Source organism: Paenibacillus sp. p3-SID867 (assembly GCF_025142895.1).
GTDB lineage: Bacteria > Bacillota > Bacilli > Paenibacillales > Paenibacillaceae > Paenibacillus_AQ.
Window position 1 is genome coordinate 193,282 of sequence record NZ_JAMBDM010000004.1, and the last position, 20,962, is coordinate 214,243.

The 20,962-nt window shown below is 49.7% G+C and carries 12 protein-coding genes; 3 read left to right on the forward strand and 9 right to left on the reverse strand.

Annotation, left to right across the window (positions count from 1 at the left end):
• Positions 1 to 22 precede the first annotated feature (22 nt).
• Entirely contained in the window at positions 23 to 3,361 is a 3,339-nt protein-coding gene (locus M4D81_RS09905) for a tetratricopeptide repeat protein (RefSeq protein WP_260065971.1), read from the reverse strand.
• Between the two features lie 167 nt (positions 3,362 to 3,528).
• Here M4D81_RS09905 and M4D81_RS09910 point away from each other — a divergent pair, with 167 nt between their 5' ends.
• Positions 3,529 to 4,422 (forward strand): AraC family transcriptional regulator, encoded by an 894-nt coding sequence (locus tag M4D81_RS09910; RefSeq protein ID WP_260065973.1) that lies wholly within the window; start codon positions 3,529 to 3,531, stop codon positions 4,420 to 4,422.
• A 303-nt stretch (positions 4,423 to 4,725) separates the two neighbouring features.
• Here the strand turns inward: M4D81_RS09910 and M4D81_RS09915 are convergent, their stop codons facing one another.
• The 4 genes from M4D81_RS09915 to M4D81_RS09930 form a co-directional block, all read right to left on the reverse strand.
• On the reverse strand, positions 4,726 to 6,837 hold the full coding sequence (locus M4D81_RS09915; protein WP_260065975.1) for an alpha-galactosidase: 2,112 nt from the start codon (positions 6,835 to 6,837) through the stop codon (positions 4,726 to 4,728).
• Positions 6,838 to 6,937: 100 nt separating this feature from the next.
• Positions 6,938 to 8,551, reverse strand: a complete 1,614-nt coding sequence (locus M4D81_RS09920; RefSeq protein WP_260065978.1) for an ABC transporter substrate-binding protein — start codon at positions 8,549 to 8,551, stop codon at positions 6,938 to 6,940.
• Between the two features lie 122 nt (positions 8,552 to 8,673).
• Positions 8,674 to 10,509 (reverse strand): cache domain-containing sensor histidine kinase, encoded by a 1,836-nt coding sequence (locus M4D81_RS09925; protein WP_260065979.1) that lies wholly within the window; start codon positions 10,507 to 10,509, stop codon positions 8,674 to 8,676.
• On the reverse strand, positions 10,487 to 12,028 hold the full coding sequence (locus tag M4D81_RS09930; RefSeq protein WP_260065980.1) for a response regulator: 1,542 nt from the start codon (positions 12,026 to 12,028) through the stop codon (positions 10,487 to 10,489). The genes M4D81_RS09925 and M4D81_RS09930 overlap by 23 nt, the downstream gene beginning before the upstream one ends.
• A gap of 174 nt (positions 12,029 to 12,202) precedes the next feature.
• Between M4D81_RS09930 and M4D81_RS09935 the strand changes: the two genes are divergently transcribed.
• A complete protein-coding gene (locus tag M4D81_RS09935; RefSeq protein ID WP_260065982.1) occupies positions 12,203 to 13,180 on the forward strand; it encodes an ABC transporter permease in 978 nt (325 codons plus the stop codon).
• Positions 13,181 to 13,199: 19 nt separating this feature from the next.
• The gene (locus M4D81_RS09940; RefSeq protein ID WP_096776841.1) at positions 13,200 to 14,093 is read left to right on the forward strand and encodes a carbohydrate ABC transporter permease; all 894 of its coding nucleotides are present in this window, start codon (positions 13,200 to 13,202) and stop codon (positions 14,091 to 14,093) included.
• A 359-nt stretch (positions 14,094 to 14,452) separates the two neighbouring features.
• Here M4D81_RS09940 and M4D81_RS09945 read toward each other — a convergent pair whose 3' ends face one another.
• The 4 genes from M4D81_RS09945 to M4D81_RS09960 form a co-directional block, all read right to left on the reverse strand.
• Positions 14,453 to 16,435, reverse strand: a complete 1,983-nt coding sequence (locus M4D81_RS09945) for an AAA family ATPase (protein ID WP_260065983.1) — start codon at positions 16,433 to 16,435, stop codon at positions 14,453 to 14,455.
• Position 16,436: 1 nt separating this feature from the next.
• Positions 16,437 to 16,952: an ABC-three component system middle component 4 gene (locus tag M4D81_RS09950; protein WP_260065985.1), complete on the reverse strand. Its 516-nt coding sequence runs from the start codon at positions 16,950 to 16,952 to the stop codon at positions 16,437 to 16,439.
• On the reverse strand, positions 16,949 to 18,187 hold the full coding sequence (locus M4D81_RS09955) for an ABC-three component system protein (RefSeq protein ID WP_260065987.1): 1,239 nt from the start codon (positions 18,185 to 18,187) through the stop codon (positions 16,949 to 16,951). Before M4D81_RS09955 ends, M4D81_RS09950 begins: the two co-directional genes overlap by 4 nt.
• A gap of 352 nt (positions 18,188 to 18,539) precedes the next feature.
• The gene (locus tag M4D81_RS09960; RefSeq protein ID WP_260065988.1) at positions 18,540 to 20,831 is read right to left on the reverse strand and encodes a glycoside hydrolase family 95 protein; all 2,292 of its coding nucleotides are present in this window, start codon (positions 20,829 to 20,831) and stop codon (positions 18,540 to 18,542) included.
• Positions 20,832 to 20,962: the final 131 nt, after the last annotated feature.

Consider the following 20,962-nt stretch of genomic DNA (forward strand, 5'->3'; position numbering starts at 1 on the left):
TTGAGCATGAAGTGTAAATCTCTTACATCAACGTCTTGCAAAGCTCCAAATGCAGCGCAGCTCCTTGATGGTGAGACTCCAGCTGCAGCACCTCGCGGAACAGGGTTTCCGCGGACTGCCGGTCACCAAGTCCTAGATGCCCAAGCCCCATCATGTAGCGGCAATGAATTTCGTTTCTTCGGTTCAGATCTTCATCAAACACCAGGAAGTCCGGCAGCGATACGGCAAAATAATCAATGCTCTGAGTCTCGAATATATGCTTCTCCCCGTAATCGATCAGCTTGTTAAACCGGCTGCGGGCTTCATTCTCCCGGCCCAGCCTCCGCAGCGCGGCCCCTTGATAAAAAATCATGTGCGGCGGCTGATCGTTGTAATACATCGCACTGGTCGGCTCATCCAGCCCCTCCGAAGCTTTCAGGAAGTACGCCTCCGCCTCTTCGGACAAGCTCAGTCCCTCGTATGCGCAGCCCAGGTAATAATCGATGTTATTCTCCTGCGTTCCCGTGAGCTTCCCTTCATTGATGTTGAGCGGATATTGCTTGGCGGCAAGGAGCTGCTCTACGGCTTCCTCGTAGCGACGATCCTGAAGCAGCTGCTTCGCTAGCTCCACACGGGCCAATACATACTGGGCCGGCACCTTTCCCTCTCCGCCTTCCCAAGGGTGAAAGTTGCGTTTCAGAATCAATGCCAGCGCCTCCTCATACCGATTCAACGTATTGTGCAGGGTCAAATATTCCAGAAATAAATCGTCCCGCTGCTCAACCAGCTCCATGCGCTCTTCCATCGCTTTCAAGCGATCGGCCGGAGCATGACCGAGCTTTTTATACAATTGGTCCAGCTCGTAGAAGACCCTGGCGTCCGCCGGATTCAGCGAGAAGGCGGTTTGCAGGGATGCCACTGCTTTGTCGTGGTCCTGTCTCTTGTTATAGTAAGCGAGGGCCAAATTCCGATGCGGCGTAGCGAAGCTGTCATCCAAAGCGACCGAAGCCTCCCAGCTGCTTATGGCTTCCTCGTAGCGCTTCTTGTCATACAGCAAATTCCCTAAGTAGTACAACGCCTTTGCATCCTGCGGCTGTACGCCGAGCGCCTGCTTTAGCGTCACGTAGTCATGCAGGGAATTCGGGAAACAGTACGACGGATCGGCCTCCGAGGCCAATCGGTAGCAAGCGTATGCCTCTTCCGCCCGGTTCATCTTCATTAGAGCACTGCCCTGGTAGTAATAAACCATCGGATAGACGGCAGATGTCGTAAGGCGTTCGATACGCTGCAGCACATCCAAAGCGTCACCATATTGGCCTGCATCCGCATAGTCCTGAGCTACGGCGATATAATTATGCGGATTATCGTGCAGGAGCTGGACAAGCGATTCGTAAGCATGCCGACTCTTGTCCTCTTGCTTCAGTTCTTGATATACGGCTGCCAGCTCGTTCATCGCGCCCACATCCATGGGATCCAGCTTAAGCGTTTCCTCAAGCCATGATGCCGCATCTGCCAAGCGCCCCTGCCTTCTTAATATGATGCTCTTGAGATGCCGCGCTTTATAATTACGGTACTGGGCAGCCAGGGATCGTTCGATCAGCTCGAACGCTTCCTCATATTCCTGCTTCTCGCAGGCAATCTGGGCCAAAGCCAGATATCCCGCCCCTTGCCAAGCCCCCGACCAGACCGATTTGTACAGATAAGCGTACGCTTCATCCAAACGGCCCTGCCACTTCAAGGCTTTGCCCAAATGATAGAACGGTTCGCTGTCATAGGGCCGGGCGTTGTGGCGGGTCAGGGTTCCGATGGCTTTTTTTAAATATACCTCACTCTGCGTAAAGCACCCTCTGCGCAGCAGGAGCAAACCATAGGCATTGTTCAGCCTTGCGTCTCCCTCATCACGCCGAAGACCTTCCACATAATAGGCTTCCGGTTCATAGGTTGCGTGACGGTACTGCTCCAGATGCTGCCCTGCCAAGAACAGCGCTTCGGTATTCTTCAGGTCCTCCGGCTTGCCAATCGCCGTGGCCGGGTCCGGCGTTCGCTCCAAGGTACGCGGCTTGGGCTGGTAAGCGACCAGCTCTTTGCCGTTCGCAGCGAATACCGCGACCCGCACATCCTCCTCCCTCATACCTGGGGAGAGTTCGATTTCGGCCTGGAAGGTATCGGCCGGCGACAGCTTAATCTTTCGATCCAAATAGGTGCGTCCCGCTCCGGTCAACAGGATGCGAGCCTCTTCGATAACCGAGGTTGCATAAGCATGTACAACGGCCTTGCGACCGTGGACTTCGAGATTCACAGCGGCGTCAATGGACGCATTCTTCACGAGCCCAATGTCTTTATAGGGCATGAAGTACTGCTTGAAGCTTTTCTCCTCATACGGCGCCAGCCAGGTGAAATCGGGCTGGTTATCGGTATACACGCCGGTCATGAGCTCGATGTACGGGCCGTCTTCGTCGGTCAGGTTGCGATCCCAGGCCTGGCCGAATTCGCCGTGCCCCCACGTCCACTGTTTTTTGCCGGGAGATATATGTTTATTGGCGACATGCAGAATCCCCGCTTTCAAGCCATGGTCATATCCGCCGACGAAATCGTAGTCCGAATGATAGGCCATATAGGAGGTCGGAACGGGAATGTTGCGATACATGGAAATATCGACGCCCGCCGAATAGTCCTGCTTATAATACGTGCCGGTTGCGATCGGGAATTTGGACACGTCCCGCTTCCCATGGTCGAACACCGCATGAACGTCCGGCGGAAATACGGACTGGGTATGATCGTTGACCGCTACGGCCGGATTCGCCCACCACAGAAAGGTCTGCGGCTCCGAGGTCCGATTGTACATTTGCGCGTGAATTTCAAGATACGCCTTGCCCGGATACAGCGTGAAGCCGGTAGACACTTTCGTGCCGTACATCCGGTCGATCTCGCCGACCCATACCGTCTTGCTGCCATCCGGCTGATCCGTTAAGCTCCACTCCACCTCGCCATAGGTGTTCGGACGGTGATGCTGCGGCCAGTTGAACTCGATTCCCCCGGATATCCATGGACCCGCAAGGCCAACCAAAGCCGGCTTGATCACTTGATTGTGGTATACAAAATCATAGTTATTGGTTTTATCGATGGCCCGGTAGATGCGGCCGCCAATCTGCGGCATGATCTGAATCTGCACGTACTCATTTTCAAGGAAAATGATCCGGTAGGGCTTTAATACTTTCTCATCGTAAATTTTATCGATGACCGGCAGCGGATAGACACGCCCCGAGCTCCCCTGATACACCCGTTTCTCCAAAAACATCGGGTTCAGGTCCGGCTTCCCCACTTCATACGTAGGAATCTCCACGGTCTCTTCCCGTACGCTCACTTGCCGTTGTTTTGTCATGAGTCGTCATCCCTCCATTAGCATCCGCGTTGGCTGCGTTATGACTCTATCTTATAAGCCGGCCTGCCGAAGAGCCATTGACGATATCATGTTGATGATGGATTATATTCTGATTATCGAGCGCACATCCGGTTGACAACAATTCTGTTCCGATTCATAGTAAAGCTATGGATACCATACGAAAACCAGACGGATTTGAGTCCCAGAAAATCATTGTTCTCCCGGATCATATTATGAAAGAGGCTGCCCGCCATCCGCTTGTGGAGCCGCTGTACGTGACCGACATCGGGTACTTTCCTCGTGCGCTTCATCACTACCGGGAACGCCCGGAGGGCAGCGGCGCGTACATCTTGATCTACTGCGTGGAGGGGGAGGGCTGGTACCGGTTGAACGGCGGCAAAACCTATTCTCTGCTCAAGGGGCAGGCGGTTGTCATCCCGGCGAATACGCCGCATGAATATGCATCATCGGAGTTTCATCCCTGGAGCATTTACTGGTGGCATATGAAGGGGACGCATGCAGATTTATTGTTCGAGGGTTTTACCGACGCAGCCGAACCCGCCATCGTTCCGATCGAACAGTCAAGGAGTATCGTTGAGTTATTTCAGGAAAGTTACGAGTTGCTGCAAAAAGGGTATACGCTGAACCATATCACCCATGTCTCGCAGCTCGCCGGCCACTTGGCGGCCATCATCCGTCTCGCCCGGCTCCAACCGCAGCGGGGGCAACACCAGCACAACAAATATGACATGGAGCAGACGCTTCGGTTCATGACCGAGCATCTGGAGGGGCATGTGAGCCTGAAGGAGCTGGCGGCCTACGCCAACCTGTCCATACCGCACTTCACCTTCCGGTTCAAGGAAGCGACGGGCTACTCCCCCATCGATTACTATCTGCGGCTCAAAATCCAGCGGGCCTGCCAGCATCTGGACCTGACCGGCCAGAGCGTCAAGGAGATCAGCCACCGTCTCGGCTTCCAGGATCCCTACTATTTCTCGCGGCTGTTCAAAAAAATCATGGGAAAATCCCCTTCCGAATACCGAGATACCCGGAAGGGGTAGATCCCCTATTCCTATATCATGATGGTCCTTTACGGCAGCCGCGCTTCAGCAACGTCGCTGCCCTATTCTTTGTTGGTGTCATTTCATCGGAAGAATACGTACACGCCCTGAACGACGATAAAATCAACCAGATCATCGTGACGAATATCCCCGACGGTAATCCACATTTCGCCCTTCCTTTATGTCTATGATGTAATCTAGTATCATTCATAACATTGACGTAAACGTGGAAGTCAACGGCAAAAAACGCCGCATTGTCTATCAGACAACACGGCGTGCTTCGCTCCGGGTTACATAGATGATTTATTTTTGGATCTGAATCCGATACACCAAGCTGTCAAAATCCCCGCGCAGCGGCAGCTCGATCCCGATGTTCATGAGTGCCCTGCCGCTCCATGTACCGGCCACCCCCTCAATGGCATACGACCGATCGGCTTGCAGCCCGGTCAGCCGCAGTCTCGGCAGCGGCTCGCCCAGCTTCTGGCTGTGCAGGAACGCAAACAGCACGTAGTCGCTGCCGTCTTCGCTGCCGTACTGCACGGCCGTTACGCCTTTATGCCGAAGCGAGTCTAGGCGATACTGACTGCCGAACTGAACCAGATGGCGAATGGATTTATACTGCGCCACATATTCGGCCGATTCCGCTATCAGCTCATCGCTCCACTCATTCAGGTTGGAGCCGATGCCGAGCGTTCCCATCATAGCGCTGTGGAAGCGGTATTTCAGGGACACCTGTCTGCGATTCATCCCTGTCGGCGACTCCGTCACCCAGCAGGTCATCATCCGCGGAGCATACGTGTACGAGAAGCCCTCCTGAATGCTGAGGCGGTCAAAGGCATCGGTGTTATCGCTCGGCCAGGATTGGTCGGCATATCGGAAGATGCCAAGATCGATGCGCGCTCCGCCGCCGGCGCAGGTTTCAAACGCCACATGCGGGAATTTGCGCCGCAGCTCCGCCCAAATCTCGTACAGGCTCTGAACATGGCGAATCCAGATCTCTTTCTGGCGGTGAAGCGGATGGTCCTTCATGCCGGGTTCGGTTACGGTCCGGTTCATGTCCCATTTAATGAACTTGATGTCATGCTTCTCCAGCAGGTCCGTCATAAACCGCAAAATGTAAGCCTGAACCTCCGGCTTCGAAATGTTCAGCAGCAGCTGATTGCGAAGCTCCGAGCGCTCCCGCGTCTCGAAATGGTACACCCAATCCGGGTGCTCCCGGTACAGGTCGCTGTCCGGATTGACGGCCTCCGGCTCCACCCAGATGCCGAAATCCATGCCGAGCTCATGCACCTTGTCAATCAGCTCGCCGAGACCGTTCGGGAACTTCTTCCGGTTCACAAACCAATCGCCAAGCCCGGCGCGATCATGGTTGCGCCGGCCGAACCACCCGTCGTCCACGACGAACAATTCCACGCCCAAACGCGAGGCTCTTTCGGCCAAAGCCATTTGATCCTTGGCATTGACATCGAAGTACGTTGCTTCCCAGGAGTTATACAAGACTGGTCTCGTTTCACGGCCCGGCAGGACATCCGAATACTGATAGCGGTGCAGCCGCCGGCTCATCCCGCCAAAGCCCCCGCTGCTGTATCCCCCGACAAAGCAGGGCGCATCGAAGGCTTCTCCCGCTCCCAGCACCCACTCGCTGTCGAAATCATTGATGCCTCCGGTCACCCGAACATGATCGAACACCGTCCGCTCGGCCGTAATACTCCAGTTCCCGCTCCAAGCCAGCGCCCCGAACCAGACCTGACCCGCCGACTCCGTGGCATGTCCGTCATCCATTGCAAACCACGGGTTGGCATGGCTGTCCGTAAAGCCCCTGCGGGATTCCAGCACCTTCTTTCCTTCGGTGAGGAAGGTGCTGCGCAGCTGAAATTCGCCGGACCATTTTCCCGTCACGTGCGTGAGGAGGTAATCCGCCAGATAGGGGATGACCCATGCCGCGGATTGCGCGTTCTCCAGCACGATGTCCGCCTCGCCGCGGTTGACGATCCGGGCCGAACGTTCGATCAGGTCGCACTCGGGAATCGCCCGGTAGGACAGCTCCACTTCAAGCGGGTACGCTTCGTCCTTCATAACGATGATCAGCGTCTTCCTGCCTTCCGTCTGCAGCGTGCGGTGCCCTGCATAACGAACCGCCAAGTCGCGCACGCCATCCGGCATGCGGACCTTCAGGCTGGGCTCGCTGTATTTGACTCCGCCCCAGAAGCTGTATTCCTCCACCTCCGAATGGACTTCCGCGTCAAACGAGCTGTGCGATCTGGGCCGCAGCAGCGGCGCCGCATCTTCGATCGCGATGGACTCTCCCCAGTATAGATGCTGCAGGTTGCCGCTGTCGTTGATGCCGAACAGATAGGAGCTGTTATCGGTTTGTATCGCAAACACGCGAAACTGTTCTTGGTATTGAATGGTCACAGAATATCATCCTTCCGATTCGTGTTGATATGGTTTTTGCCTGTTCAAGAAAAAAAGGAGAGCCAAAAGACGAAGCATCTTTTGACTCCCTTTAGCCAGATTATTTGCCCCACAGCTCTTGACGTTTGTTGAAGTTGTCCGTATAAATCTTTTCCAGCTTGGCCAGGCCAGCCGCCTCGATCTCGGCCATCATCTGGTTATAGGATTCAACCACTTGGTCCTCGGACGGCGACAGGGCCATCTTCAGGAAATATTTATTGATGGTGTCGTTCACCTTCGTTTCCATAATGGCTTCCGGCGTTCCGCCAGCCGGACCCAGATTGTCGTACGGTGCCGTATCAAACGACGTATCGGCCAGGTTCTTGATCGCCAGATCCGTGACCGGATCGGTCTGGTAACGGCCCATCAGGTCATACGGGGTTCCATCCTCGCCGGGACCGTTCTTGATCATCCAGGTCCACTTGCGAATGCCCGTCGTACGGGAAGCTTCGTCCCAATTCTTCTTGAAGGCGTCCAGCACTTCTTGTCTTGGCACATGCTTGCCGTCCTTCATGTCCCAATGCTCGCCCTCTACTCCCCACATCAGCAGATACTGGCCTTCCTCGCTGGCCAGGAAATCCAGCAGCTTCATCGTCCGGACCGGATCCTTGTTGGAGCGGCTGATGGCAACGCCGTCCCAGCCCAGGGAGCTCTTCGGTCCGTAAGTGGCCTCTTCCGGCTTCACGCCCGGGGCCAGCACTTTATATTGGTAGAACTGACGCTCTTCCTCGGTGGCCTTATCGGCTGCTTCGGTTTTGAGCAGCGCATTCGCATTTCCTACATTCCAGAGTGCTTCCGCCGTCGCAAATACGTTGCCGTTGCCGAGCTTCTGCTCGAACTGCTTGGTCTTCATCGTTGCCCATTCTTTATCGAGCAGGCCTTTGCGGTAAAGGGAATTCAGATATTTGACCATTTCGAGATAACGCGGATCGCGGACGTCCTTCTTCAGCTCCCCGTTCGTTTCGTAATACGGCATCATGCCGTACATGCCCTTGAAGCTGCCGGTCACCGCTCCGACATTTTCGCCGTTAAGCGTCATCGGAATGCTCTCTTTTCCGTCGATCGTTGGATATTTCTCCTTAAACTTAACGAGCAGCGCCTCGAATTCCTCCGCGGTAAACGGTTCGCCGTTGTTCACCTTATCGCCGACGCCCAGCTCCTTCATGATGTCCATGCGCATCATAAATCCGAATACCGGGTACTGCTCCAAGCCGTACCAGTTGGAGAAATAATAATTGTTGCCGTCCTCACTTCGCGTTTTGGCGAGCGTGTCGCCGTACATTTTTTGGATATTCGGTCCGTGCTCTTCAATGAGATCATTCAGCGGGATCACCGCGCCCGAGGTAATATACTTGTTCATGATATCGCTTCCACGACTCATCAAAATAACGTCCGGAAGATCGCCGCTGGCCAGCATCAGATTCAGCTTCTCGACCGGATTGCCCGTAGGCTGCTGGATCTCGACGGTCACGCCTGTTTTTTCCGTAATCACTTGAGCCACCGGATTGGTAAAGGCATCCCCCGTGTTTTGGTCAAACCAGGTTAACGTGATCGGTGCATTGCTGTCCGTCTCCGTACCGCTGTCTCCGCCCGATGCCGCCTTCTGGTTGCCGCCGCAAGCCGAAAGCGTTGTCATAACGAGCGCTGCTGCCAGCATCAATTTTAGTTTCTTCATTCCCTGAACCCCTTTCTAAGGTCGTCATATCCAAAAGCTCGAATATATCTATCATTGTAAAAATCGGGAGTTCATTGATCTATAACGCAATCTTACAATCCATGATGCAAAATGTCTTTCATTCACGGTAACGCCTGCTGCGGGTCCCGTTCGTTTGCAGGATGCCTATCGGAGATTACAGGTATCCGAATGGTCACCGCGGTTCCGGTGCCGAGCCGGCTGAAGATGCTGACGCCATATTCCTCCCCGTAGGTCAGTTTGATCCGGTCATCCACGTTTTTCACGCCGTATCCCGACAGATTATCCGATTTGTTCAGCGCGTGATCGAGTTGTTCGGGCTTCATCCCGATGCCGTCGTCGATGACCTGGAGCAAGATGTCGTCCCCCTCCTGCCGCAGCTTCACGTTAATGTTGATTCCCGATTCGTCCCCAATGGCATGATTGATGCAGTTCTCGATGAACGGCTGCAGAATCAGCTTGATCGTTGTGTTCCCGAACAGCTGCTCATCCAGGTCGTAATGCATATGAAGCTTGTCCCGGAACCGGATCTTCTGGATCGCGACATAATTCTTCACCAGATTGATTTCCTGCTCCAGCAGAATGATGCGCTTTCCTTTATTCAGCGAAACTCGGTAATACTTGGCCAAATAATTGACCATCTGGTACACCTGCATAGCCCCTTCTTTGATCGCCAGGGAAGAGATCGAGGACAAGGTGTTGTACAGAAAATGGGGGTTGATCTGGGCCTGGAGCGTATTCAGCTCCGACTCCTTCCTTGCGATCTCCTTCACGTACACGTCATGAATCAGGGATTGTATGGTCGCGGCCATCTTATTGAACGCAAAGGACACCTGGCCGATCTCGTCATGCCCCATCGGCTTAATCGACAGCCGGAAATCCCCGCGCTCCACCTTCCGGATCTGCTGCAGCAGCACCTCGATGCGCTTGGTCATGACCTTCGTCGTAAAATAGAGCAGCAGGATGGCAATGCCAATCGCCAGCACGGAGAACCAGATGACGTTCTTGGTCGCCTGATTCGCATTGGCCAGCAGCTCGTTGTAGGGCACGGTGATGACCGTGGACCAGCCGTTGCTGAGCTTTTTATACGTGAAAAAGCGCTCCTGGCCGTTAATCTTCATATCGAATGAGCCCGCATCCCGGGTCATCCGCTCCTGAATCGGAAACACGTCGAACAGCTGGTTCGATTGGAGGCTCTGATCCCCCGTGCTGATCACGCCGCCAAACTCGTCGATAATATAGACGCTTTTGTTGTCGTTCTCCATTTTGATCAGGGAGTAGAATTCGTTCGCGTTAATATCCATGGTCAATATCCCGTACGGATGCTGCAGGCTGAAATAACTTAACGAACGGGCAAGGGTGATATGTGCATCATCGGCCTTGAAATTCCCGGTATGGAAGTACACCGTATTGCCGGCGGCATCCAGCACCTGCTCCTCCATCGCCCGGGGCAGCTCTTCCGTATATTTGACGTATTGGCCGTCGGAATAGAGGGTATGGTTCCCCGTATAAATCGTGATGCCCAGAATGTTGGCATTCAGGGTCATCAGGGACGGCAGCGTCCGGTTGATATATTGGAAGGCATCCAGATAATAGTACGCCTGCTCATAATCGGTAGACAGATAATTGCGGAGCTGCGCATCCATGTAGAGGATGTTCGACAGCTGATTGTAATACTCCAGCCGCTTCTCCACGTTGGTGTTAATCTGTGCCAGCGATCCGCCCAAGGCCGTATAGGTATGCTCCGTAATCGTGCTGCGTGTAGAAGAATACGAATAATAGATCAGCAGCGAGAACGGAAGGATGATCACGGTCAGAAAGATGAAAAAGAACTTGTGCCGGAGCCGCCAATTCGTGTATGCGCGTAAGTGCGCGAACGGGAAAGCCCCTGCCAGCCGGCTCCACGGGCCGGACGGGCTAGATGTTTTTGCGGTATTCATTCGGCGTAACTCCTTGGCTTTTTAAGAATAAGGAAATGAAGTAGGATGTGCTCTCATAACCGACCCTTTGGGCGATGTCCTGCACCTTGAGCGAATCGTCGGCCAGCAGCTCCTTGGCTTTGTTCAGCCGGATTCTCGTTAGGTAATCATGGATCGTCATGCCGGTTTTCTCCTTAAAGATGGAACGCAGGTAGTTAGGAGACAGATATACCTGATCGGACAAGCTGTTGATCGTAATGGCCTGGTGATAGGTCTGGTCGATCGTCGTGCGCACCTGGTGCACCAGCCTTGCATTTTTGTCCATGAACCGGTGTTCCAGCGTCCGAATCGCATGCCCGGCAAAATCCATGATGATCGCTTCGATTTCAATAATGGTTCGGCACTGATAGATGGCATGGTAAAGCTCCGCCCGCTTGTGGCTCTCCGTGATCGGCTCGTGAATCCCCTCCAGCAGACGCTCCACCAGTCCGATGGCAAAGTCGCACACTTCGGTTTTTCGGATTCGCAGCATGACCAGCCGGTTGAAGTAATCCCGCAGCTTCTGCGCGGCCTGCTCGGACGCCAGCTGATGAATATCCTCGAAATAGGCCGTTTCTTGGAAAGGGGGAATTTGCCGGCTCTCCAGCTGCCGCAGCACGTCCTTGGCATAGATGACTCTCCCGTTCCCGACGTAAAACATCTCCTCCAGCATCTGCCGCGTCTCCCGGTATACATCCTGGATGCGGGACAGCTCTTCCTGCTCCTCGTTCACGGCCGCAGTCATCGTAAAGCCCAGCGTATGCTGCATCTGCTTCAGCAGATCCTCCCACGTAAAGCGGCTCAGATGGCTGGCGGCATCCATGAAGATGCCCAGCTCGCCTTCCCGGCAGATGACCAGATCCGCCTCGAGTTTCTTGTCCGCAAGCCACTCCTCCATAAACGTCTGCAGGCGCGCCATGCCATCCTCGAGGGACAGCCCCGGCTGTGCAGCGTGCGGAGCATCGATGCCGAGCAGCGTAAGCGTATACGTTCTCGGCTCCGTATGGCGGGACAGCTTATGGTAACTGGCAGCGAGGTTTCGGAATCGCTCCTCGTTCTGCTCGAATATCATCTCTCGTACAATATTGGATTTGGTCACGCGAATGGAGCGGTTCTTCATCCGCACTTCCTCGCAGCGCCGCTTGACTTTATCGATAACGCTTACAATTTCGCTCAGATCCAGCGGCTTCAATAAATAGCCGACGGCTCCCACGTTTAAGGCCGACTTCACATAATTGAATTCATCGTGTCCTGTCAGGAAGACGAACTGAATCCAGTCGAATAACTCACTCACCCGTTTTGCCATATCAAGCCCGTTCATGACAGGCATCTGGACGTCCGTCAGTACGATATCGGGCTGAATCACCTCGATCTTCTCCAGGGCATCCCTGCCGTTCAGGGCTGTTCCGGCTACATATATCCCCATCTCTTCCCAACGAATATAATCTCGGATCATCTCAAGCTCCAGCTCTTCGTCATCTACGAGAAAAATGCTATACATGCTCATACCCCCTGTGCCGGCTTTATCCCTTAATATTATAGCGATTTCGTTTTTTTAACTATGGGAATTCGCGATGTAAGTTATTTTCAAGCATCTTTCGTTACATTGTCATATCGACACTCATTTTTTCCGAGTCTTATAATTTGAGTTAACTTGAGATGCGAGGTGCCCCCTATGAAACCTGCTACAACCTTACAGACGCGGAGTGACTTGAGCTTGAGTCCTCATCGAAAAAGCCGCTGGGCCATGCTGAAGCAGCAGAAGTATCTATTCCTGATGATGCTGCCCGGACTGATCTGGGCCATTGTGTTTGCGTATACGCCCATGGTTGGCCTATACATGTCCTTCGTCAATTACCAGCCGACGCTCGGTGGCTTCTGGTCGACCCTGTTCACGAGTGAGTTTGTCGGCCTGGAATGGTTCCGTTACTTCTTCAACAACGGCGATTTCTGGATCGTCATGCGAAATACGCTGGCTTCCACGCTGATCACGCTGCTCTTCTCCTTCCCGATGCCGATCCTGATCGCCATCGCGATTAATGAGATCAAGAGCGTAAAGTTCAAAAAGACGGTGCAAACCGCCTCCTATCTTCCCTATTTCATATCCTGGGTGATCGCGGCCAATATCATCGTGACCCTGCTCTCCTCGGACGGCGCGATTAACGGCATTTTGAAATTCCTCCATATTACCGATGAAAGCGTTTTATTCCTGCAGAACGGCAAGTATTTCTGGTGGATCGTTGCGCTCGGCAATACGTGGAAGGATATGGGCTACAGCTCGATCATGTATTTGGCGGCCATCTCGTCCATCAACCAGGAGCTCTATGAAGCGGCCAAGGTCGACGGCGCCAACCGTTTTAAGCAGATCCGGTACATCACCCTGCCCCACCTGAAGCCAACCATTGTCATTTTGCTGATTCTGGCGCTTGGCGGCATCCTGAACGCGGGCTTCGACCAGCACTTCCTGCTCGGCAATGACCTGACGCGGGATTACTCCGACGTCCTGTCCACCTATTCGTTCCGCTATGGTATCCAGAACGGCATGTTCTCCTATGCGGCAGCCGTCGGCATGTTCAGCTCCGTGGTGGCATTCATCATCGTAGTCATCGTCAACTATACGGCGAAGAAGCTGAACGGGCAGTCCCTATTCTAAACCATAAGGAGGTACATCCATGTTAAGCAAAAAAACCGTGCCCGAGCGTATCTTCGATGCCTCTTTATACCTGTTCCTGACCGGCATCTTTCTCGTGACCTTCTATCCGTTCTGGAACATCCTGGTCATCTCATTGAACGATGCGACCGATACGATGCGGGGCAACCTTTACTTCTGGCCGCGCGTGCCAACCATCGAGAGCTACCTGACCATCTTCCGAAATCCGGAAATCTGGAGCGCCATTAAGATTACCGTGCTTCGTACCGTCGTCGGGACCGCAGCATCCATCTTCTTCATCACGCTGCTCGCCTATCCGCTTAGCAAGCGCAATCTGCTTGGATGGAAATATTTCTCCTTCTTCTTTGTGTTCACGATGTATTTCGGCGGCGGGCTGATCCCGACATATATGATCATCAAATCCCTCGGACTGATCGACTCCTTCTGGGTCTATATCTTCCCCGGCTTAATCGGCGTGTTCCTGATGATTCTGGTGCGCACCTTCATGGAGCAGATCCCCGGCGAGATCGAGGAATCCTCCAAAATCGACGGCGCCAACGACCTGCAGACGTTCTTCCGCATCATCATGCCGCTGTGCGTGCCGGTGCTCGCCACGATCGGCCTGTTCCTGGCCATCGGCCATTGGAACTCCTGGTATGACTCCTATGTGTATACCTACAAGCCGGAGCTCAAGACCCTGCAGGCCGTCCTGGTCAAAATCCTCAACCAGTTCCAGACCGCCGGCATGATGTCCGACGCCCAGCAGCTGGCGCAGGGCTCCAAGCGGATCCCGGTTTCCAGCGAAAGCATCCGGATGGCGGTAACCATGGTCGCTACGCTGCCAATCATTATGGTGTATCCTTTTGTGCAAAGGTATTTTGTGAAGGGAATTATGATGGGGGCGATAAAGAGTTAGAGTTTTGTTGGGAAATGAAGAGAGCCCTTACCTGGGAGGGTAGGGGCGTGATTATATTAGCAATTTGTAATTTTAAGTGTGAAGATTTCGTTAGATTAATGAGTTTAAAGTATACAATAAGCTAAATCCAACTGATAAAATGTTGGGTTTGTTTTCAAGTCTATTCGGTATCCAAGGTCTCATCCGCAAAGTAACCAATTCAAATGTGAACTGCTGGGAATTTAACAAATGAGTTAAATAGATAACTGCAAATAAATCGAGTTACATCATGAGCAAGTTAGAAATCATATTTGTTAATTTAGATAATTTTTCTAAATTCCTCAACGAGAGTTCTCAATAAAGCTGCTATACCCCATTTCCTAAATTCTACGCGTAGCATTATTAATAAAACCAATTTCAAAGCCCTCTCTTTTGTCCACACTAAACTTTTTTATAATATATTTATTCAAATGAGACTCCATGGTCTCTGGCAAATCATTATCTACTATAATCACCTGGAAGTCGTAGCTCTCAGAGTATTCATCGCTCAAAGAACTCAAATAACTATAAATGTTTTTATATTTTTCAGGATCGTTAACGCCTTCTAACTTATCTTCTGATTGATTAGTATTTTCCAAATACTTAGCTTTTGTTTTTCCAATATATTTACCCACAGTATCGATCATAACAAGGCTAGGATAGTTAGTATCAGAGGTCAAACTATTTTTTAACAAGCTAATTATATAGCCAACTGATACAAGGGTTCTTAAGCCTCCAGAAGTTAATTTTGAATAATCTCTATCTCTAACAACTGGCAAGAATGTTCTATCACTAATTCCAATCCCATATGGATTACGTATTGGAATAAAAGTTAAGAATTCGTTTAATAAATCAGAGATGCTCCCCAAAACACCTTCAACAGAAGGAGCACCTTCAATTAGGGCAGTCATTCTAGTATTTAGTTGTGAGATTTGTTCAGTTAATACATCCGTTCTATTAGCTAATTCATTTAACTGCTTCCGAAGCTTAATCAAATAGTCAGTTCGTTTTATTTCCTCGTTTATTTCACCTCTTCTAGTATTTAGCAAATCACGCTGTGACATAAATGGAGAAACAAACTCACTAGTTTTTAAATCCAACATATCCTTCGCTTTTATTATTTCAGCACTAATTGAGTTTATCTCCTCAATTATATCCAAAATACTTTCTCTATCTCTTTCGATTAAAAACGAAACTTCTTTAAATCGATTTTTCAAACTCTTAATTTCCAATTCAATAGAACTGGAATCATATTGACTAAAAAGTTCATTAAATTTAGAGGCCTTAAGCTCATTGTCACAAACAGGACAGTGAACTAAATGTTCTTCATGATTAGGTCGCTTCTTTATGACTTCAACCGAAGCCGACAATTTATCAATATCCTGTTGATAATCACGCTTTAAACGTAAATTCTGATCAAGTTGTGTTTCTTTATACATCTTACTTAATGATAGACTATCGAGATGACTCTGTTTAGATACAATAATCTCTCTAAGTTCGTTATCGTGGTCCGAGTTTGATTTCATACTGTATGTTAACTGTAAAATCTCATTATCTAGTACTTTCAATTCTTCAGACAATTTCTGTGATTTTCCCTCAAGGAACTCAGAGGTTTCCAAACGGGCATCTCTTAAAAAAGACGAAACAATAGTAAATTGTTGAGTTATTTCATTTTTAATTCGAGTCTTCTCTGCAATATCCTCTTGTAACTCAGTGATTTGACTATCCAGAAGATTATGTAGAAATTTAAAAGTTTCTTTATTTTTCACAAAAACAGCCGGATTTTTTTGGTCTAATATATCCTTATTACCCACATCATCCTGGTCTAGGATACAAAATTTAAGAATATCCCTAAAACTTAATGAGGACATCTTTGAATCTGCCTTAGTGGGGGCTTGTTTTAGTTTGACCAATGAAATGTTCAGCGCTTCCAACATAAAATCTGAGAAGAAACCCGCTGGACCTTCCTTTGCAAAGCTTGAACCATATTCCTTCGGAAAAACACCTTCCATTTGATCGATGCTTGAATGGTAAACCTCTATATAAGACTTAGGATTAAAAATATCCCTTTTAATCGTGTATATCTTATCATTTAACTTCAGTTCCAACAGCCCATATTTTCCATGAATTTCAATTTCATCATATAGGAAAACTTCACTTGCTCCAAGAAGGTAATCAATTATATTAAGAATACTAGATTTACCGGTATCTGAATCCCCATAAATAATATTTAATCCCATAGAAAAAGGAACAACATAGTTTTTATCCCTACCTACAAGTATAAGTTTGTTTAATATTAATCGGGGAGATTTATTTTTTTTCATCTTATGATACCACTCCATAATTAATAGATTTTAAAGTTCTTTGTAATTGTGAGGCAGAGTATTTTTGTAATGGAACAAGCACCTTGCAAAGATCTTTAATTCGGTGAAGATATGCCGACTCTAATTTGTCAACAAACTCTCTTCCAGGTTCAGTAACATAATAAAAAATATGCCCTTCTTTATTATGCTCAACGGAAACATATCCATTATAAATCAAAGAGTATGTAAATTTTTTAATAGTGTTATAATCGTATAAGGAAGCTCTATTGGGAAAAAGTGACTCAATAGAATCAACTTCTTTTTCCTCTAAGTCCATCAACTTACCTTGGCCTTCAGTGTTAAGAAGTTTCTGCAATAAAACTGGGTTCCTCACCAAGTAATCATATGTCGAAAGTTTTTCTATGCTTAATAGTAATTTCCCCCTCTTTCCAACCCCTAATGATTCAATAAGGATCAACAATCTTGCAAATCTTACATTCGATTCATTCTCTGGAATAATAAAAGGAAGTTTATTCATTTTCTTCTGGCCTTTCTAAATTGTTCTATTGTTTGAAAGTTTTGCTGTTGAGCCCACCACAAATCTTTTTCCATCATATTCATTAACTGATGCAGCATTCCTATTTTCTGAAAACCACCAAGCAAAGGAATAGCACTTTTTAAGAAATCTGATTCTTTACTAACTTGTTCGTGGACATATGTAACCAAATGATTACTATCGTTTAAATCGCCGCTCATTAGCTTCCCAAATGCAATAGAATAAAACGTTTCAATTCTTGAATACAAATCTCCTAGAGTTGCTATTGCATGTTCACCTTGATTGACCAAGACTTTTCGCATATATTCCGCATTAAAGAATGTTTGTTTAGCACTATTTATATGGATATTATGTACATCTGCTATCAAAAGTCTCAGAACAAATATTTCGTCATCCAATTGCCCTTGATCAATAAAAGGCCGAACTTGAAAAGGTTCTTTTAAATAAACCTCCTGTGCAAACTTTTGAAGAATCGATTGAATGGCTACAAAAACATGCCTACTTTTATCTGATGGACGAATAATAGTATTATGGTTATCGTCACATGGTATTTTTTCAGGCTTCTCTGCTTGGTAAATTACAGCGCTACCTTCGTCAACTATTTCATCATATTGTCCATAAAAACACACCGTTTTGGGCAATGACTTGCAATGTATCCAATTCTGATTAATTTGTGTAAGAACTGGACTTAGAGGTTTTAGATCAATCGCCTGCGCATTGTTAAATAATTTTTCACCTAATTTTGCCCATTCAGTACCGTTATGAGGTACTGCTAGAGAAAGAAATAATTTCACTTTATTAGACGGCACTTCTTTGTTAACTTCATTTAAAATAAATGATTTAGTAACTAGTCCTCCCATGCTATGTGCAATAATGATTATATTCTCATAGGATTCACAATTGAACTGAATCACAGATTGAATGAATTCCCCCAACTGGGTAATCCCCAAGTTTTTCCTAGCGATTTCAGTTTCAATGTTAAAGAGTCGCTTAAATAAATTTGTTTTTACCTTTGCACCATACATGTCAATTAACGTCGTATAGTAGGTAATATAAGCAAAATCATAATTTTCTGCTATTTGACTATCTTCTAAAAGCATTTTAGGAAATTCCTGCCCGTGTTCATTAATCCACGTTTCATTGCTACCTGTAAACCCATGAACAAACAATACAAGATTTTTATTCTCATTTTTTGAAATAAATTTTATTGCACTCATATTCGTCCCTCACCTAATATGTCACTGATATAATAGAAAGAAGTTAATCTTTTGGAATATTTTAAATCTTAAGACCTATTATATATAGTACCCTAAGACTATTGTCGATTGCTGTCGTTTAAGGTCGTCGAATGATTTATTATCGAAAAAAGAGAAGATATCCTAAAGCACCATTCGTTTTAGGATATCTTCATAGTATTAATTCGATTATCTCATTCATATTTCAATTTTTAACAACAGTCAACTTCACTAGCCTCTCTCATTAAGCCCAAAGAAAGCCTTCTCAATTAGCTCCCCCTACTCTAATTTCCCATATCCAACACATACAACATTCCTCCCTTGAGAGTTATAGTTATATTGACATCCCCCCATAAAACACCAGCACACTCCCACTCTCATTCCCCTTCACCCTTGCCTCTACAAGCTTCCCTTCTTCCCAGCTCATATCCACCTCAATATTCCCTTTCGCCTTCAGCCCTGTCACGCTGCCTGTTGGCCACATCGTCGGCAGTGCAGGCAGGAGATGTATCTCGCCTTCGTGGCTCTGCAGCAGCATTTCCGCAATGGCGGCGGTGCCGCCGAAGTTGCCGTCGATGACAAAGATGTTCGCCTCGGCTCCTGCCACGCCGGGTTTGGAGTAAGTGAGCATGTTGTCGAAGCACAGCTCCCCGATCAGGTGGGCGATATTCTGCACGGCCTGGTCCCCGTCATGCAATCGGGCATAGAAGAGCCCGAACAGCGCTGCGGTAAATTCGATATCCTCCAGGTCGGCCCGGCTGTTCCGGTTCTCCAATGTCACTCTGGCTGCCGCAGCGAGTTCCGGCGTATGATGCGGCGTGATTTGGCTGCCGGGATACAGGGCATATAGATGCGATAGATGGCGATGCTCCGGCTGCGCCTCCTCATAGTCCTCCAGCCATTCCTGCAGCTGCCCCTTCTTGCCGATCATCAGCGGAGGCAATTGATCCAGCGCCGTCTGCCACTTCTGCTGAAGCTCCTCATCCACGCCCAGTGCCTGTGCTGCCTTCACACAGAACGCCAGCAGATCCCGAACCAGGACCTGATCCATGGTCGGGCCCATGGACAGCTGCTGATGCCCATCCTCCGGATGGCCGGTATAAAAGCTGTTCTCCGGCGAATTCGACGGACCCGTCACCAGCCAGCCATACTTCGGATGCACCGTCATGTAATCCATGAAAAAGGCTGCGGCCTCCTTCAGGACGGGATAAGCCAGCTCCTCCAGAAAAGCCTGATCGCGGTTATACGCGTAATGCTCCATCATATGCGTCGCGATCCATAGTCCGCCCGTCACGTTCAGCCCCCAGGAAGTTCCCCACCCCGGCGACACAAATCCCCAGGCATTGGAGAATACATGGGCCACCCAGCCTTCGGCATCGTAATAATGCTGCGCAGCCGAGCGTCCGGCCACCGACAGCTGCTGGATATACCGCATGAGCGGCTCATGGCTCTCGCTCAGATTCGCGGCCTCTGTGGGGAAATAGTTCATCTGGGTGTTCACATCCAGGTGATAGTCACAGCTCCAGGCCATTTTGTTGGCTTCGCCGTCATTCCATATGCCTTGCAAATGCATGGGCAGGATGGAGTCATGTCGTGACCCGCTAATGGTCAAGTACCGGCCGTATTGATAAAACAACGCAAACAACGCCGGATCGTCCCAGTTGCCCTGCTTAAACCTGCCGATCCGCTCGTCCGTAGGCAGACTGGAATGCTCGGAGCTTCCCAGATCTAAGCTTACACGGGCATACAGCGGCTGATAATCCGCCAGATGCTTGGCTCTCAGCGCATCATATCCCAGCAGCACAGCCTGCTCCAGCTGCAACGCGCTTTTCTCACGCCAGCCCTCATCTTCTTGACGGTAATCCGTATTCACCGCAAAATAAATCGCCGCCTCATCCGCTCCGGCCACGTTTATGGTGTCATCCGTGCAGCTCACCTGCCCGCCTTCCGTTACGACCCGAAGCTGGCCATGGCAGGACACCCCGCACTCCCCATTGCTATGTATGCCTTCCAGCGCCTGTCCCTGGAATTCGATCGTGTCCTTCCCAGTAACAACAGCATGAAAAGGACCGTTCTCGCCTCGAATCGAAATGCGGAATGACACACCTGACGAGCCCTGGCTGCTGCGGATCCGCGCAGCGATGACCTGATCGGCATGGGAAGCAAAGACCTCTCGCGTCATCTCCGCTCCATCGATCTCGCAAAAAGAACGCGCCACCGCCTCCTCCAGATCCAGTTCCCGATGGAACAGCGGCTCAGCTGCTGCATTTTGTCGCCCGCCTTCGGATAGCTTCACGTGATGATCAAACTCCAGAACGACTTGACATAGTCCCAGATTGGTGCCAAAATTCAATTTTTCCGGCTCCAGGTGCTTCTTGGCCAGTCGATCGCCTTCGCGATAATTGCCCTGGAAGAAGTGCTTCCGCATCTGCTCCAAATCCGCTTTGCTATTGCTTCGCCCTTGAGCCGGCTCCGGCTGGCCGGACCAATAGGTGCTTTCGGTGATATTCCATATTTCTCTGTCAGGAGTGGATACCACCACATTCCCCATTCGGCCATTGCCGATCGGCAGCCCTTGCGACCAGTCCTGGGCCGGTTTCGTATACCAAAGCTTCATATCTGACATGTTGTTTTCTCCTCTTCATTTGATTTTCCAATATCGAGACAAGCACTACCCATACAGCAAAAGCAAGAAATCGCGATCCCCGGATGGTGCCGGGAACCGCGATGAACTTACAAATGTACATGATGAATCGA

Bases quoted from the DNA above. Each gene is read 5' to 3' on its own strand.
- M4D81_RS09920 (WP_260065978.1), bottom strand. From the start codon at position 8,551: ATGAAGAAACTAAAATTGATGCTGGCAGCAGCGCTCGTTATGACAACG.
- M4D81_RS09945 (WP_260065983.1), bottom strand. From the start codon at position 16,435: ATGAAAAAAAATAAATCTCCCCGATTAATATTAAACAAACTTATACTT.
- M4D81_RS09925 (WP_260065979.1), bottom strand. From the start codon at position 10,509: ATGAATACCGCAAAAACATCTAGCCCGTCCGGCCCGTGGAGCCGGCTG.
- M4D81_RS09950 (WP_260065985.1), bottom strand. From the start codon at position 16,952: ATGAATAAACTTCCTTTTATTATTCCAGAGAATGAATCGAATGTAAGA.
- M4D81_RS09940 (WP_096776841.1), top strand. From the start codon at position 13,200: ATGTTAAGCAAAAAAACCGTGCCCGAGCGTATCTTCGATGCCTCTTTA.
- M4D81_RS09955 (WP_260065987.1), bottom strand. From the start codon at position 18,187: ATGAGTGCAATAAAATTTATTTCAAAAAATGAGAATAAAAATCTTGTA.
- M4D81_RS09935 (WP_260065982.1), top strand. From the start codon at position 12,203: ATGAAACCTGCTACAACCTTACAGACGCGGAGTGACTTGAGCTTGAGT.
- M4D81_RS09905 (WP_260065971.1), bottom strand. From the start codon at position 3,361: ATGACAAAACAACGGCAAGTGAGCGTACGGGAAGAGACCGTGGAGATT.
- M4D81_RS09930 (WP_260065980.1), bottom strand. From the start codon at position 12,028: ATGTATAGCATTTTTCTCGTAGATGACGAAGAGCTGGAGCTTGAGATG.
- M4D81_RS09960 (WP_260065988.1), bottom strand. From the start codon at position 20,831: ATGTCAGATATGAAGCTTTGGTATACGAAACCGGCCCAGGACTGGTCG.
- M4D81_RS09910 (WP_260065973.1), top strand. From the start codon at position 3,529: ATGGATACCATACGAAAACCAGACGGATTTGAGTCCCAGAAAATCATT.